Source organism: Echinicola strongylocentroti, from assembly GCF_003260975.1.
Classification (GTDB): Bacteria; Bacteroidota; Bacteroidia; order Cytophagales; family Cyclobacteriaceae; genus Echinicola; species Echinicola strongylocentroti.
The window spans coordinates 180,104-194,505 of record NZ_CP030041.1; the positions used below are offsets into that span (position 1 = coordinate 180,104).

Genomic DNA, 14,402 nt, shown 5'->3' on the forward strand with positions numbered 1-14,402 from the left:
TTACCCTGCACTTTTAGGTGGAATCTTTAGCTGGTGGAATGTAACGAAGGGCCTTCTAAACGAGTTTTATTTTAATCGGAATCGCATTTGGTCATTATGGCTGAAGGCCTTTATCATAGACGGATTTCAAGACATCGAAAAGGATAACGTAAAGTAGCCTATTTATTAGACCACCACATTAGGCACATAGGGCACAATAGGGGAATTTACGTATTTAATTTACCCTGCACTTTTAGGTGGAATCTTTAGCTGGTGGAATGTAACGAAGGGCCTTCTAAACGAGTTTTATTTTAATTGGAATCGCATTTGGTCATTATGGCTGAAGGCCTTTATCATAGACGGATTTCAAGACATCGAAAAGGATAACGTAAAGTAGCCTATTTATTAGACCACCACATTAGGTACATAGGGCACAATAGGGGAATTTACGTATTTAATTTACCCTGCACTTTTAGGTGGGATCTTCAGCTGGTGGAATGTAACGAAGGGCCTTCTAAACGAGTTTTATTTTAATTGGAATCGCATTTGGTCATTATGGCTGAAGGCCTTTATCATAGACGGATTTCAAGACATCGAAAAGGATAACGTAAAGTAGCCTATTTATTAGACCACCACATTAGGTACATAGGGCACAATAGGGGAAATCCCCTTAACCAAACGGCTTTGATTCTGGCTTCAGCTGATCTTATCTATATTGTTTCCCAAATTTCTGTAGTTGATTTTTTTATTGGGGTCAGTGCCATTGAGAAATTCTTCCACATTGGTGTAGCCATCTCCATCACTGTCCAAGGATCCATCTTTGGGATCGTCTGGATCAAGCTGAAATTTAGTTTCCCAATCATCGGGCATTCCATCCCCATCACTGTCAGCTGGTACTTTATCAGCATCAAACGTTAGATTGGGATAGCCTCCCACTTCTGAAATATCCTTGAGAATGCCTGTAGGGGTCGTGGTTATACCTGTACGTACCATATTGGCTACCCGTTGGTCCACTTTATCGCGTTTTGGCAAAGTAGCTCCTGCTTTTTCAAGTACCGATAGAAAGGCCTCATCAGCGGATTGGTGGGGAGCTACTGGCCATCCCACAAAAGGGGTATTCACCCGCGCAAGGTCTTCTGGCCCCCGCATGCCCTTCCAGTTATCTTTGGTGATTTCTTGGTTACCATCCATAATATTGCCAGCCACATACCACTTTCCTGGTCGGTCTTCTTGTTTTGAATACCATTCACCGGCAGCCCAAGCACTTCCTGGAGAATACATACTTCGTGACTCGATCCGGGCAAAAACAGCCTTCATGTTCTCATTTGTAGCAGGCCCAGCTTTATAGTAATTATTGATGACATTGATTTGTGAGGTTTCGTCTCCTCCATCCATGGTTCTGTGCTGCCAATTATAAATGACATTGTTCCGAAAATCAAAGTCTCCCGACATCCCAATAGATGGATTCCTAGCCGTATTGCATGCAAATAGATTATGGTGAAATGTAGATGGATTTCCTCCCCATGTCCCGCCAAATGCATGGCCCTTGGCGTTTAGGGCTTCACTGGAAATCGTCCACTGGATCGTAATGTGCTTTGCTGGATCCTTTATCCTCTCTTTCCCATCCAGTGAAGACCGCATGTGTCTATAAAGCGATATATTTTCGTCCATCCCCCAACTAGTGGAGCAATGGTCGATAATAATATGGTGCTCGGGATTGCCACCGATATTATCATCACCTTGGCCACCCTCTGGAATTCCCCGGCGGACACGGACATGCCTAACAATTACATTGTGCGTATTGATGTTTAACGTCCCCTTAATACACACCCCATCACCAGGGGCAGACTGTCCCGCAATGGTAATGTGCGGATGGTCAATATTGATATCATCAGATACATCAATCGTTCCCGCCACTCTGAACACCACTATTCGTGGCCCTTCAGCCTCTAAAGCTGCGCGTAAACTACCTATTCCTTGGTCATTTAAGTTGGTGACGGCGATCACTTTTCCTCCACGGCCACCAGTGGTGAACATCCCACCTCCCCAAGCCCCGGGAAAAGCGGGTATTACACCTTCCGGTAAACGGGGCGGGTGCGGAGGGATTTGTCCTATTGAGGGAGAATTCCCTGCGGTGCCTTTATCCTGTGCCAAGCAATGCAAGGATGTGCCAAAAATGGAAATTATAAGCAGGCTTTTAGCTATTTTGATGATGGTTTTTGAGTTCATTTATCGTGCAGTATCTCGTTTTATTTTGTAAGATTTGATTATACGCTTTCTTGCCAGTAGCTTTTATAGCTCACAGAATGCACAGAGCCCCCAGAATGAAATAAAGCTTTTCTGAGATTTCCGTGGTTTCTGTGAGAACCTATTTACTGTTTCTATGATTACTGGTGTCAGTGCGCATAAACATATTGTGATATCAATAATTGTAAAATACTGCATTTAGTTTTTTTTTGACTGCTATTTTCCATCGCTGAACGATTATATAAATCAAGGATTGACCCGTGTTCAACCTCATAAGTCGGGAGCAATAATAGCTTCTGATCAGGAGCATTTATTGATCCCTTCTGAAGGGAAACAGTATAGAGCAAAACCGTGATTTTCTTATCAAATCTTGGGGTCAAAAGTAAGAATATCACCCCCTACCCTCCATCAACTGTCGCCTGATCCTGCTGAGGGATTACGGCGTGATTTTTAGATATGAAGCAATGTACTGCAGGGGAACCTGATGGGCCAAATCAGGATATCTACGCAGAAACTCCACATATTTGGTTTTCGAACTACCGTAATTCAAAAAATCTCCATCTGTGATTTTATTCAACAAATGTGCTTCTGATACTGCCTTGAAATAAATAAACAGATTAGGAATTTTTTCCAACAACTGCTGAAAGGCATTCTGATGGATAATATACACTTCGGTGGGTATCACAGCCTGAATACCGTCCTTCCCTACCTGCCTGGAATAATAACTTTCAAGTTCCACCGCAAACTGATTGGGCCTGACGAAATATTTAGTGACCTCTGTCCCGTTGGCTTCTGCGGCATACACGCGTATCGCTCCATGGTCCACAAATGCTATTTCATTAGCTACCTTCCCAATTCGGTGAAAATGATCGCCAGGATTGAGCATTTTCAGCTGGAAGGAGCCTGCTACGGTATCAATATCATCCTTAGAAAGGATGCCTCCAAATTCCAATGCATGCTTTAGCTTTTCCATTTTATTTCACTATTCCCTTTTCCATAACACTTTGGGCACAAGAAACAATCGCCTCTTCAACGGATTTAGGCTCCCACCCAAGTTGTCGAACAGCTTTTTGGTTATTGACTTTTCTTTTTTTTCCCAAATCCACTAATATCGGAGCTACTGAGGGATCTATTGTGGCAAACACCTTGACCAAAAAATTGGGCATTTCCCATGATGGTAGCTTCCGGTCGGGAAAGTTTTCCTTTAGCACTTTAGCCATTTCACTGAACATTCGATATCCTGCCGAAGCCAGGTAACGATTATGGGCAGCTTGTTTCTTTTCCATTGCCAATATAAGCAAATCTGCCACTGATCTTACATCGATGATATCAAAACCGATCTTTGGTAAGGCAGGAGTACTACCATCCAGTAGCTTGATCACGATATTGGCCGATGTTCCAAAATCATCTTCCAATACCGGCCCCAAAATCGCCCCTGGTAATACGGTCACCAATTCCATTTCAGGGTGCTTAGAAGCAAAGTCCCAAGCAGCCTTTTCGGCAATGGTCTTGCTTCGAAAATAAGGTGTGGTGTCTTTACGAAGAGAGAGGTCCGTCCAGTCTGTTTCATCCATGGTTTTGGTTAGCGCATCGGATGACTTCCCATAGACTATCGCAGCAATGGATGAGGTCACCACTACCCGCTTCACCCCATTGGCTTGGGCTGCACGTAAAACGTTCAGGGTTCCTTCTTTGGCAGGGTGGATAAGTTCTTCCTCGTGTTTTGGGATGTTTCTGGGAAATGGAGATGCTATGTGTTGAACGAAATCAACATCCTGAGTCAGTGTTTTCCAAATTACCGCATCATTCAGATCGGCCACTTCCAGTGTAAGGTAGGCGGTCTTATCAGTATGGGAGGCAATGACCTTTCTAATGGAACTGGCTCTGCTCTGGCTCCGCAATGTCCCTGTAACGGCATAACCCTTTTCCAACAATCGAATGGCCGTATGCGCCCCCAAAAATCCTGTAATTCCTGTTAGCAATACTTTTTTCATCTTTTTGTTCTTTTCTCCAAAAATCGGAAAGCAGCAGAAGACCTCTATTACCATTTGGTAAGTAATGAATAAAATGATGATACCACTTGTTTAAATCCCTTGATATCACTTATTTGACATTAAAACTATAGAGGTCAACATGTCCAAACAACGAAAAAAGAAAGATGTCCCGACACCTATCCCAACAACGCAACTCTCCTCTCCCGTCTGCTATCAAAACAGTCCGGAAATAAGAGCTGAATATAAAATCCCCACTACCAAAAAAGCTGGCAAGGACGATGACCAGTCCACATAAAATTCATCAAAGCATTAACTCCTATTTCAACAGGGCAAACGCATTTATATCAGCGGTTCCTATGGAACTTTACTTTTCGTGAGTTACCATTTTTGGTGCATGTGATCCTCCGCCAAAGGCGGATTGGACAGCCGCTAAAACAATGAGATTTTTTTATTGTTCATCAGGAGCCTTGGCCATGGCTAAGGACGTTATGCCCTTTCAGGACTTTTCCAGTTCAAGAAAAAAATCAGCGCAAATCATCATCATCTGCGTCATCAGCGTTCTATCAGCCCCCAGCTTTTCCGCTTGCCCCTTTACTTATCTGAATCATTCCTAACACCAACCCAAAATTCAGGCAAGTCAGTTTGAACCATATTGGCTCCCTTATGTACCCATTCCATTTGGTCGTTCACATTGGGGCTGGACTTGATGCTTTCATCCCTATCTCCCAAACTATTGATCCAAATGCGCAAACCGAATTTTTCCGCTGTTTCTATGGTTTTGGGGGTATAAAAACTTGGGTCTATGTGAATGACCTCCGGATCAAGACGTTTTACGGCTTTCTTTATGTGTCTTTTATTATGTGCCCGCGGCATTAGGTAAGCCTGTGGATATTTCCGTTTAATTTCTGCCAGGACATCCCAATCACCATCATAAAACAGCAATTGGTCTCCTACTCCTACCAAATCTACCGTTTCCAAAACAGCCTCTACTTGGTCCGTCTTCATGTCCATGTCTATCATCATCCTGTCTTTACAGACTTCCAACGCTTCTTTCAAGGTTGGGATTTTAAAAGTGGAAGCCTGGTCTCTTTTGTCCAACAGAAACATTTCCTTGATTTCAGCGTAGCTAAGTTGCTCAACATCCCCTGAGCCAGTAGTGGTTCTGTCCACTGTCCCATCGTGCATGATGACGGGCACACCATCAGCGGTCACACGAATGTCCAGTTCGACCATGTCCACGCCTAAGTCGATAGCTTCTTGTATTGCTGGAATGCTGTTTTCGGGATATTGTTGATGTGAAGCCCTGTGTGCAATCACCATCAAGGACTTACCTTCTAAAAATTCTTTTCTTATTTCATCTACTTGGGCTTGTACCAGTGGCGCCAGACACAGCCCCAACAAACTCAATAGTAAACATTTTTGTATCTTTTTTAAATTCATCACTTTTGGATCCTTTCTTTTATCGTTGGAATTTGGTTTATTAATTCATTTTGACCTTGATCGTTTTTCTTCAGCTGGAAAGCATCATATAGCTCACCAGTGGCCGTAAGCGCTTGGTATTCCAGCTGGTCTCCATCGATATTGATCCATTGGAAAAGCTGGGTCATATAGGCCCTTCTGTCCATCCAAGGATCATCCCCAATATCATACATTTTGGGCCCACTTACCGACACCACATACATGGGGCCTTCTCCCAAAACTTCCTCGCCGTTTTTAGTGGTCACACGGCCACGCGCATAGGCATGGTCATGGCCTTGGAGCACCATATCGACATCATATTCCTCGAGCACTGGCTTGATATACTCGAGCATGTCTTCATTGATGCGGTTGGGTTTGGTAGAGTAAATCGGATAATGAAACGTAATGATCGTCCACTTTTTGGGATTATTTTCCAGGATATCCCTTAGCCATTTCACTTGGGCCATCTTCTGGGCTGGAATCTCATCTATTTGCTCCGCATCCAATGAAATCACCTTTAACTCGGGATAATTCACTTCATAAGCCATTTCTTCCAAGCCTTCAGGCCCATTTTCTGGCAAGTTAAATTGGGGTTTCCAGTGTTTGGAAAGGATCACTCCTTTGGCATATTCATGGTTTCCGGGAGTCATCATGACCGGAACAGAAGCATGGACAAAACCTCCAGCTTCAAACCATCCGCCCCACTCAAAGTCGGCGTCTTCGTGATTGATCAGGTCTCCCGCATACAGCATAAAATCTACCCGTGGGAATTGGAAACTGGCTTCTCGGATGACCCGGCTCCACTTGGAAGACACGTCGTTTTGCGCATCTCCAAAATAGAACAAGCTAACGGGGCCTTCTTGCTTGGGCATCTTAAACTGAAACCATTCACTCCAAGCTTTATCTGATCCCACTCGGTACACATAAGTTTGACCTGGAGTCAAACCGGTCAAATCCACTTCGTGGTAATGGGCTTTGATCACAGGCTCATCGTCTTGTTGTGTTTCCAAAAAAGTGGTCTTAGCAGTTACATTTTCAGCCTTTTCGCTAAATGCTGGCCCCGCCGTAGCCACGGCAAACTGCAGGTAAGAAGTGGATTCGGACGTAGCTGTCCGCCAGTTGATGCCTACTTCCTCCAGTGGATTGGCAGCTAAATTCAGGATAATCCGGTCTGGCTTTGCTGTAGGCATCAAATGGGCTTTATCCGGAAAACGGACCGTATCCTGATCCCAGATGACCTTGCCAAATGACTCCTGTTGGAATCCACTTATAAGACACAACATTAAAGCGCTCAAAATCAGTGCTTTTGAGTTAATCATATTTTTAATTTTCACTTGTGGTTTATACTTTTTTACGTAATTTTAATCGTCTTCTTCTTTTTAAAGCTGTTACACTAATTAAACTTTGGATCGGCCCTTATGGGCTATTGTTAGTTGTTAATTTTATATGAAGATGCATCAATTACGTCATAGCTTACTGGTCATGTTGATGACTGGAGCCTTCGTTGTTTCTGCCTTTGCTCAGGAAAAAAACGAACCCATCACCCATTTTCTATCCTCCCCTTCGCCGGAATTTACCGTGGAGTTAGTGGATAAAATCACCTCCGCCCACCAAACACAATACGAGCTGTTGCTGACTTCCCAAAAATGGAAAGGCTATACCTGGAAACACCGTTTGGTGATGCTGGTGCCTGACCAAGTCAAGTACGACCAAGCCATGCTCTATATCGGTGGCGGACGACTGGAAGACAACCTACCAAAGCAACGGGACCGTGATGATGCCGTCGTTAAGGGTCTTGAAAATTTGGCAGTCGATAACGAAGCCATCGTAGCGGCTATCTTCCAAGTACCCAACCAACCGATTTTTGATGGAAAAGTAGAAGATGAAATCATCTCTTACACCCTTCACCAATACCAAGAAACGGGAGATGAAACGTGGCCGCTGCTATTTCCCATGGTAAAATCCGTCCAACGGGCCATGGATGCCGTCACGGTTTTTTCTAAAGATGAAATTGGCCATACCCTTAATCATTTTCTATTGACAGGTTTATCCAAAAGGGGCTGGACCACGTGGTTGACCGGAAGTCAGGATGACCGTGTCAATGCCATTGCACCGATGGTGATCGACGTGCTGAACATGCCCGTCAGCTTGCAGTATCAAATAGAGATGTGGCAGGATTATAGTCCAGAAATCCAAGACTATGTGGACTTGGGCATCCCACAGACATCCAACACTCCGGAAGGGACCGCGACTATTTCCATGGTAGACCCCTATGCTTATCGTGAACAGTTGGATATGCCAAAGTTGGTTTTTATGGGCACCAACGACCCTTACTGGCCTATCGATGCGGCAAAAAACTACTGGGCAGAAATCCCCGGAGACAATGATCTGGTGTACATTCCAAATGTGGAACATGGACTGGGAAATGGGGAAATCGCCCTCCAAAACCTCAGCGCTTTCTTTGAATACCAATGCCTCCAGCAAGCGCTGCCACAGGTAAAAATGGATGTCAAAAAATCAGGGGATAAGCACTTGACCGTCTCGTGTAACTTCGATGACCAAAAGCCCGAAAAGATAGTGCTCTGGGAAGCATCCTCGCCAGAAGACATGGATTTCAGGGATGAAAAATGGAAATCAACCACCGTAAAGCACGACCAAGCTAAGTTGAAATTGCCGAAAAATGGCCAGAAAACCTTCTACCTTGCTTATCACTTTATCAGTCCTGGCGGAAAAAACTTTTATATTTCCAGTAAAGTTATTCGCTGTGATGCCGAAGGAATAGTCTGGTAATCAAGGGATAATCTTACACTCTAACCCGAACGCTAAGACATCGAAAAATAGTAACGTTAAGTAGCTAACTTATTAGACCATTACATTAGCTACATCGGGCACAGTAGGAAAGTCTGCCACAATTTGGCTGCTTGTTTATAATTCCACAAAATCCGAAAAACTAAAAAAACTTAGCTGTTCGGGATTTGTAATTCCGAACCGGAATAATGGGGATTTTAAATCCCCCTTGGCCATTTGTGAAGAGTACCAACATCAATAAGGATATAGATTTTCAGCAACTTACAGGTGTTGGCCTGACGGCTATAGACCGCTAGACAGGTTCACCATCCACCGCAGTGGATACCTCAATCTCCAAACCACCTGATCATCAGCGCCTCGGGCTGACCTGAGCACAACCAAGAACACTGGGAAAAAGCGCCGGGTAATCAAAAAAATAAAAAGGGACCGTCATCTGGACAGTCCCTTCTTTATGTTCCGGATTTAATCCCGCATCATGTATTGAGATTTTGATAGAAAATAGTCAAATGCATATTGCAGGTTTAGGGTATTCCCTACCAAGGTTTTCCGGTTCCTTGGACGAGCCAGAATTTTGACCAAGCACTGTTCTTTCCTTCCTCTTGGGAATAAGGCGTGGATTCCAATCTTTCCAATGCTTCATTGGCATTGGCTTCATTGATGCTCAGCTCTTCCTGCATATAGTAAAAGCGTAAAGGCAAAACCGACCTTACGGCAGCAGGTCCAGCTTGGAGATCAGGTAATCCCGTCCTTCTGTAATCAAACCAAGCTTCCGTTGCGGCCGCCCAAGAAGCGATCCACTTCTGCTCCAGGATCTGCTCCAAGGTGCCATCAAAAGCAGCTTCGCCTGCGATGTATGCATCGTAGCCACCTTCTTGGCTCCAGTCCATCAAGGATTGCCTCACTCCTTCATTGTAAAAGCTGGCTACATCTCCTGAGATCCATCCCTTTTGGGCAGCTTCTGCCAAGTCAAACTGCACTTCAGCAGCACTGACCAGTCTGGCCTTCAAAAGCTCTCCACTTGGCTCGGTGTACATATCACTGAGAAATGACACATGCGGGTTATAGGATTGTTGTCCCGGAGTAGGATTTAGGTTGTATTCACTGGGAAGGTTGGAAACTGACGGCGGCAACCCAACATATTCGGGATCCGTGTCCACCGGCTTTCCTTCTGCCACATCCGGCGCAATGTACCTCACACCGTCGATTACCTCATCTGTGCCTGGAGCCAGATCAGAGTTGATTTCTATAGGGATCTCTATTTTCTTTGCCCACACGTCTAGCCGGCTATCTCCAAGCTCCTGAAGCTTATCCACCAGCGTAGCACACATTTTTATCCTTCTATAATTACTGCCATTGCTACCATCGAAAGTGGTATTGGAAGGCCACGAAGTATTTGCCGAGGTACCTGGGTAGGACATGTAGGCGTTGTCACCACCATCCAAGATGAGTGGGTACTGACTCGGATTATTGACCATTTCCTGTATGCCTGACGAGGCCATATCCGGTGCCTTTTCCGAAATCCTCAGGTAATACCTTAATCGAAGGCTATTGGCAAATTTCCTCCATTGTAGTAGGTTTCCCTCATACAGCACATCTTGGGGCACTGCCGTCTCCTCGATTTCCGAAAAAAGCTGATTGGCTTCTTCCAGAAGACTGATCACACCTTCATAAACTGCCTGCTGGGTGTCAAATTTTGGCAGCAGGTATTGTTCACCACCTAGATCACCCTGAAGCGCATCGGTAAACGGAGCATCTCCCCATAAGTCCGCAATACGCCCAAAATTGTAGGCACTGATCACCTTCCCTACACCCACATAAAAAGGTAAATTCAAGTCGCTAGCCCGCTTCTCCATCAGCCGGGCATCTTCCAAAATGTTATAGTATCCCGACCAGCTTTGGTTTGACCACTCATAATTATTATGGTCCTCAAACCAAGCATCTTTTTGGGTATGCTGCATCACTCCGGCGATATCCCCAAAACCTAGGTTCACTTCTCTGGTAGCAGTCTGGGTAATCACCGTAGTGATCAATAAATTTGGATGCACGGCATCTGGATCTATTCCATTGGGATTAACATTCAGTTCTGTCAGGTCCTTACAGGAAGTAAGGAGCACGATTCCTGTCAAGGTCGCTACTGTTAATGAACGGTAAAGTCTATTGATGGTATTTTTCATGATTTGGTTTCTTTTCTGATCACACATGTCTTAGAATTTAGCATTTAGTCTGAATCCTATAGGGATCACCCATGGGTTGACATTGTATCGTTCGATTCCTTGTTTAAAGGTTCCGTTGCTTTCAGGTTGGAAGGCATTCTCTGGATCTATGCCCACTTTGGCCTTGGTCCACAGGATCACATTACTGGTGTACATGCCCACATTGATACTTTGCATGTTTAGTTTTTTTACCAATGATAAAGGCAGGTCATAATTGATGGATGCATCTCTCAGTTTGAGATAGGAAGCATCAAACATCGCAGGCTTAAAGAAGCTCCAAGGGTAATTGTCCGCATACGGTATGATTTTGGTTCCATCACCACCGAGGTTTTCTTGGTATCCGGTGATTTCTCCCTGATCATTATAGATGGCAATCACGCCAGGATTGAACACTCCGTCGTTAAGTGTGACAGCATACTCAAAGGGAAATCCTCCACTTTCTCCAGTAGGCCCACCGACGATATTCAAGCCGTCTTTGATGAAAGTCTCCTCATTAGCGACTAGCCAGTCTCTCAATTCTTCGCCACTCCTGCCGTTGGGATTGATCATTTCATCCAAAAATCGTTGGGTTTTTAAATCCGATTCTGAGTAACGGAATGTCTGGGAAACAAAATCTCCTCCCATCCGCCAATCGAATGTCAAATTCAAGCTCCAGTTTTTATAGGAAAGACTTGTCTGCAAGCCTGCTATAAAATCCGGGTTGAAATTGCCGATTTTATTTTTGGCATTGGCTTGGTTGATGTCCTGCCAGCTTCCGTCCTCATCCAAAATGGGATAGCCGTAATAAGGGGATTCCTCATCTTCTACGGTAACTAACTTGCGGTCATAGATACTTCCTATCTCATCTCCTACATAAGACCAAGCACCTCCACGGGAGTCGCTCCACAAGTAAAACACTTCCACTTCATCGGTCAGCTCTATAATCTTGCTCCTATAGCGGGAAATATTAAAGTTCAAATCCCAAGTAAAGTCCCCCTCTATCGGTGTCGCTCCAAGGACCATTTCCCAACCTTTGCTATTGACCAAGCCGGCATTTACAAATTTACTGCTGAAGCCGGAAGAAGAAGGGAGGGTCACGGGCAGTATTTGGTTTTTATTATCGGTATTGAAGTAGGTCAGGTCAAACCGCAACCTGTTTTTGAAAGCAGCAAGCTCTACCCCAAATTCATAGGATGTCGAAATCTCAGGCTTAAGGTCTGGGGTTTTTAATGCATCCGGCACAGATAAACGGGTATTTCCGCCCCACTCTTCGGTATTGGCGAGACTTTGGACCAAATTATAAGGGCTGGTATCATTTCCCACTTGGGCCCAACCTGCTCGCAGCTTAACCATGTCTATCCTATTTCCCATAGGGATAATATCACTGATGATCGCACTTAATGAAGCCGAAGGATAGAAATAGGAACGGTTGGACGCTGGAAGGGTACTTGACCAGTCATTTCTGGCAGTGATATCCAAATACAGCAAATCCTTATATCCCAAATTGGCCAAGCCATACACACTATAAACTGCCTTTTCGGACATGGAGCTGCTGTAGTTTAAGTTATCCGATAGTGTGTTACTTAACGTATAAACCCCCGGTACGATCAAGCCTGATCCTTCTGCCTTGGTGGCATTTTGAGTGGTATGTCCTTGGTTGTAGCGAAAGTTACCGCCAGCAGAATAAGTCATGCTAAAATCGGTAAAATCCTTTTGGTAGGTGGCCAGAAACTCCAAATTACGTTCGTAGCGGTCCAAATTGACAATCCCATAGCCTCCGTTGACATCTTCGGTGTAGCTCATAGGGATTTTAGATTCACGGCGCTCGGAATACATGTCCAGCATATATTTGCCCTGCACGGAAAAATTATCGGTGATCTGGTAGTTTAACCCCACATTACCAAAAATCCTATCTCGATTAAAGCCATTATTCACCTCATAGGCCAAGAAATAAGGGTTATTATAATCGCCTATTGCTTGGGAACGCTGCTGAATTCCCTCTTGGCCCGGCATCCAGTAATCCTTTAATTCATTAATATCGATATGTGGAGACACCTTATAGGCTGCTTCTAACGGATTGGTGCCTCTGTTGCCTGCCGGACGGTTGTCTGCCCCCGTCCTGTTGATGTTGACACTAGTAGTCAGCGTCACTTTGTCATTGACTTTTAGGTTACTGTTTATCGAAAGGTTGTTCCTGTTAAAGTCCGAATTGGGCACAATTCCCCAGTTGTTCATATTGGTGTAGCCCACCCGGTAATTGATGCGTTCATTGTTGTTGGATACAGAAATGCCATTGGTCGTAGTCACTCCATTCCGCACAAAATCCGCTACATTATTGGGATGTGAGACCAACGGCAAAGGAATCAGGTTGCCATTTTCGTCCCTTGGGCTGTTCCACTGAATGGCCTCGTAGCCCTTATCCAGCTCAGGCCCTGCTCCTACCGATGAGCCTTCCTCGATGACCAAGGTACCCTCTGGATACGGGTTATTACCCGGAGTATAAGGCCTAACACCCGTGGCAAACCGACTGTGCATGGGCAAATACTTGAATGGCACGTCTACTTGGGTGTTGGAAGTGATGCTCACAGTCACCTCTTCTACGTTTTTTCCTGATTTGGTGGTAATCAGCACTACCCCGTTTCCTGCTCGTGATCCGTAAAGGGCAGCAGCACTCGGCCCCTTAAGCACGGATACACTTTCTATATCTGCAGGATTTATATCGGATAGGGCATTTCCATAATCCACCTTATTGTCGTTGCCTATTTGGCTAACATTGTTCAGGGTATTGATCACTGGTACTCCGTCTACGACAAATAGTGGCTGGTTATCCCCACTCAGGGAATTGATGCCTCGAATGATCATGCTCACCGAAGACCCCGGCCCACCGGTGGAGTTGATGCTTACCCCTGGTACTCTTCCAGAAAGGGATTTCAACATGTTATCCTGTCCTCCCCGCTCAAAAGACTTTCCCGATACCTCAGAGACAGCATAGCCCAAAGACCGCTCCTCTCTTTTGATTCCCAAGGCCGTTACCACTGCTCCTTCCAAATTTTGGTACGCGGCTTTTAACGTCACTTTAATAAGGGTCCTATTGCCCACTACGACTTCCTTGGTATGAAAACCTACATAACTAATGACCAATATGGTCTCCTCATTGGGCACTTCTATGTTAAAAGCACCGTCAAGATCTGTCACTGTTCCACTCGAGGCTCCTTTTACTTTTACGGTAGCCCCGGCCAGCGGAATCCCTTCGTCGTCATATACTTCACCCTTCACCTGTGCCACTCTGGCAGCTTGCCGCCGACGGATGAGGATATTATCTCCCATGATCTTGAATTCAAGACCAGTGGTAGCATCCAAGGTCTCCAGCATCTCATCCAAGCTTATGTCTTTTGCAAACATCACATGCTTATCCAATGAACTGACCACTTGTTCATCGTATAAAAATGTCAACTCTGTTTGCTCTTCTACCGAAGAAATAAACTGACGGATACTCACCTCTTCCTGAGGCAGTTTAATAAATCGTTTGTTTTTGGCAAAAGCTTCACTTCCGATAAAGAGTCCCATGGACAGTATCAGGATCCATTGAAGCCAAAAGCCAAAAAAATTTCCTTTTGTAATTTTAATTTTCATACTTTGCTAAAATTTTGTGGTTAACATCTACTTAATTTTGCGCACGGATTGCGCTCGCCAAAACCCATTCCGTGCGTTTTTACTCTTTTTT

At 44.7% G+C, this 14,402-nt stretch carries 9 protein-coding genes; 2 read left to right on the plus strand and 7 right to left on the minus strand.

Annotated elements, in window-relative coordinates; genetic code table 11:
* Positions 1 to 675: 675 nt before the first annotated feature.
* From DN752_RS24290 to DN752_RS00720, 3 genes are all read right to left on the minus strand, one after another.
* Positions 676 to 2,208 (minus strand): polysaccharide lyase, encoded by a 1,533-nt coding sequence (locus DN752_RS24290; protein WP_162633059.1) that lies wholly within the window; start codon positions 2,206 to 2,208, stop codon positions 676 to 678.
* A 454-nt stretch (positions 2,209 to 2,662) separates the two neighbouring features.
* Positions 2,663 to 3,199: a Crp/Fnr family transcriptional regulator gene (locus DN752_RS00715; protein WP_112782192.1), complete on the minus strand. Its 537-nt coding sequence runs from the start codon at positions 3,197 to 3,199 to the stop codon at positions 2,663 to 2,665.
* A gap of 1 nt (position 3,200) precedes the next feature.
* On the minus strand, positions 3,201 to 4,220 hold the full coding sequence (locus DN752_RS00720) for an SDR family oxidoreductase (protein WP_112786376.1): 1,020 nt from the start codon (positions 4,218 to 4,220) through the stop codon (positions 3,201 to 3,203).
* Positions 4,221 to 4,359: 139 nt separating this feature from the next.
* Between DN752_RS00720 and DN752_RS24295 the strand changes: the two genes are divergently transcribed.
* On the plus strand, positions 4,360 to 4,515 hold the full coding sequence (locus DN752_RS24295; protein ID WP_162633060.1) for a hypothetical protein: 156 nt from the start codon (positions 4,360 to 4,362) through the stop codon (positions 4,513 to 4,515).
* A 296-nt stretch (positions 4,516 to 4,811) separates the two neighbouring features.
* On the opposite strand, the gene DN752_RS00725 is transcribed toward DN752_RS24295, so the two are convergent.
* Positions 4,812 to 5,660, minus strand: a complete 849-nt coding sequence (locus tag DN752_RS00725) for a glycerophosphodiester phosphodiesterase family protein (RefSeq protein ID WP_112782193.1) — start codon at positions 5,658 to 5,660, stop codon at positions 4,812 to 4,814.
* The gene (locus tag DN752_RS00730) at positions 5,660 to 6,997 is read right to left on the minus strand and encodes a purple acid phosphatase family protein (protein WP_112782194.1); all 1,338 of its coding nucleotides are present in this window, start codon (positions 6,995 to 6,997) and stop codon (positions 5,660 to 5,662) included. The genes DN752_RS00725 and DN752_RS00730 overlap by 1 nt, the downstream gene beginning before the upstream one ends.
* 133 nt (positions 6,998 to 7,130) lie before the next feature.
* Here DN752_RS00730 and DN752_RS00735 point away from each other — a divergent pair, with 133 nt between their 5' ends.
* A complete protein-coding gene (locus tag DN752_RS00735; RefSeq protein WP_112786377.1) occupies positions 7,131 to 8,468 on the plus strand; it encodes a PhoPQ-activated pathogenicity-related family protein in 1,338 nt (445 codons plus the stop codon).
* Positions 8,469 to 9,019: 551 nt separating this feature from the next.
* On the opposite strand, the gene DN752_RS00740 is transcribed toward DN752_RS00735, so the two are convergent.
* Both DN752_RS00740 and DN752_RS00745 read right to left on the minus strand, forming a co-directional pair.
* Positions 9,020 to 10,660 carry a SusD/RagB family nutrient-binding outer membrane lipoprotein gene (locus DN752_RS00740; protein WP_112786378.1) on the minus strand — a complete coding sequence of 547 codons (1,641 nt, stop codon included), beginning with the start codon at positions 10,658 to 10,660 and terminating at the stop codon, positions 9,020 to 9,022.
* A gap of 30 nt (positions 10,661 to 10,690) precedes the next feature.
* Positions 10,691 to 14,311: a SusC/RagA family TonB-linked outer membrane protein gene (locus DN752_RS00745; protein WP_112782195.1), complete on the minus strand. Its 3,621-nt coding sequence runs from the start codon at positions 14,309 to 14,311 to the stop codon at positions 10,691 to 10,693.
* Between the last annotated feature and the right edge of the window lie 91 nt (positions 14,312 to 14,402).

What these genes read in the sequence shown, in the direction of transcription:
- DN752_RS24295 (WP_162633060.1), top strand. Translation starts at nt 4,360, where the DNA reads ATGTCCAAACAACGAAAAAAGAAAGATGTCCCGACACCTATCCCAACA.
- DN752_RS00740 (WP_112786378.1), bottom strand. Translation starts at nt 10,660, where the DNA reads ATGAAAAATACCATCAATAGACTTTACCGTTCATTAACAGTAGCGACC.
- DN752_RS00725 (WP_112782193.1), bottom strand. Translation starts at nt 5,660, where the DNA reads ATGAATTTAAAAAAGATACAAAAATGTTTACTATTGAGTTTGTTGGGG.
- DN752_RS00745 (WP_112782195.1), bottom strand. Translation starts at nt 14,311, where the DNA reads ATGAAAATTAAAATTACAAAAGGAAATTTTTTTGGCTTTTGGCTTCAA.
- DN752_RS00720 (WP_112786376.1), bottom strand. Translation starts at nt 4,220, where the DNA reads ATGAAAAAAGTATTGCTAACAGGAATTACAGGATTTTTGGGGGCGCAT.
- DN752_RS00735 (WP_112786377.1), top strand. Translation starts at nt 7,131, where the DNA reads ATGCATCAATTACGTCATAGCTTACTGGTCATGTTGATGACTGGAGCC.
- DN752_RS24290 (WP_162633059.1), bottom strand. Translation starts at nt 2,208, where the DNA reads ATGAACTCAAAAACCATCATCAAAATAGCTAAAAGCCTGCTTATAATT.
- DN752_RS00715 (WP_112782192.1), bottom strand. Translation starts at nt 3,199, where the DNA reads ATGGAAAAGCTAAAGCATGCATTGGAATTTGGAGGCATCCTTTCTAAG.
- DN752_RS00730 (WP_112782194.1), bottom strand. Translation starts at nt 6,997, where the DNA reads ATGATTAACTCAAAAGCACTGATTTTGAGCGCTTTAATGTTGTGTCTT.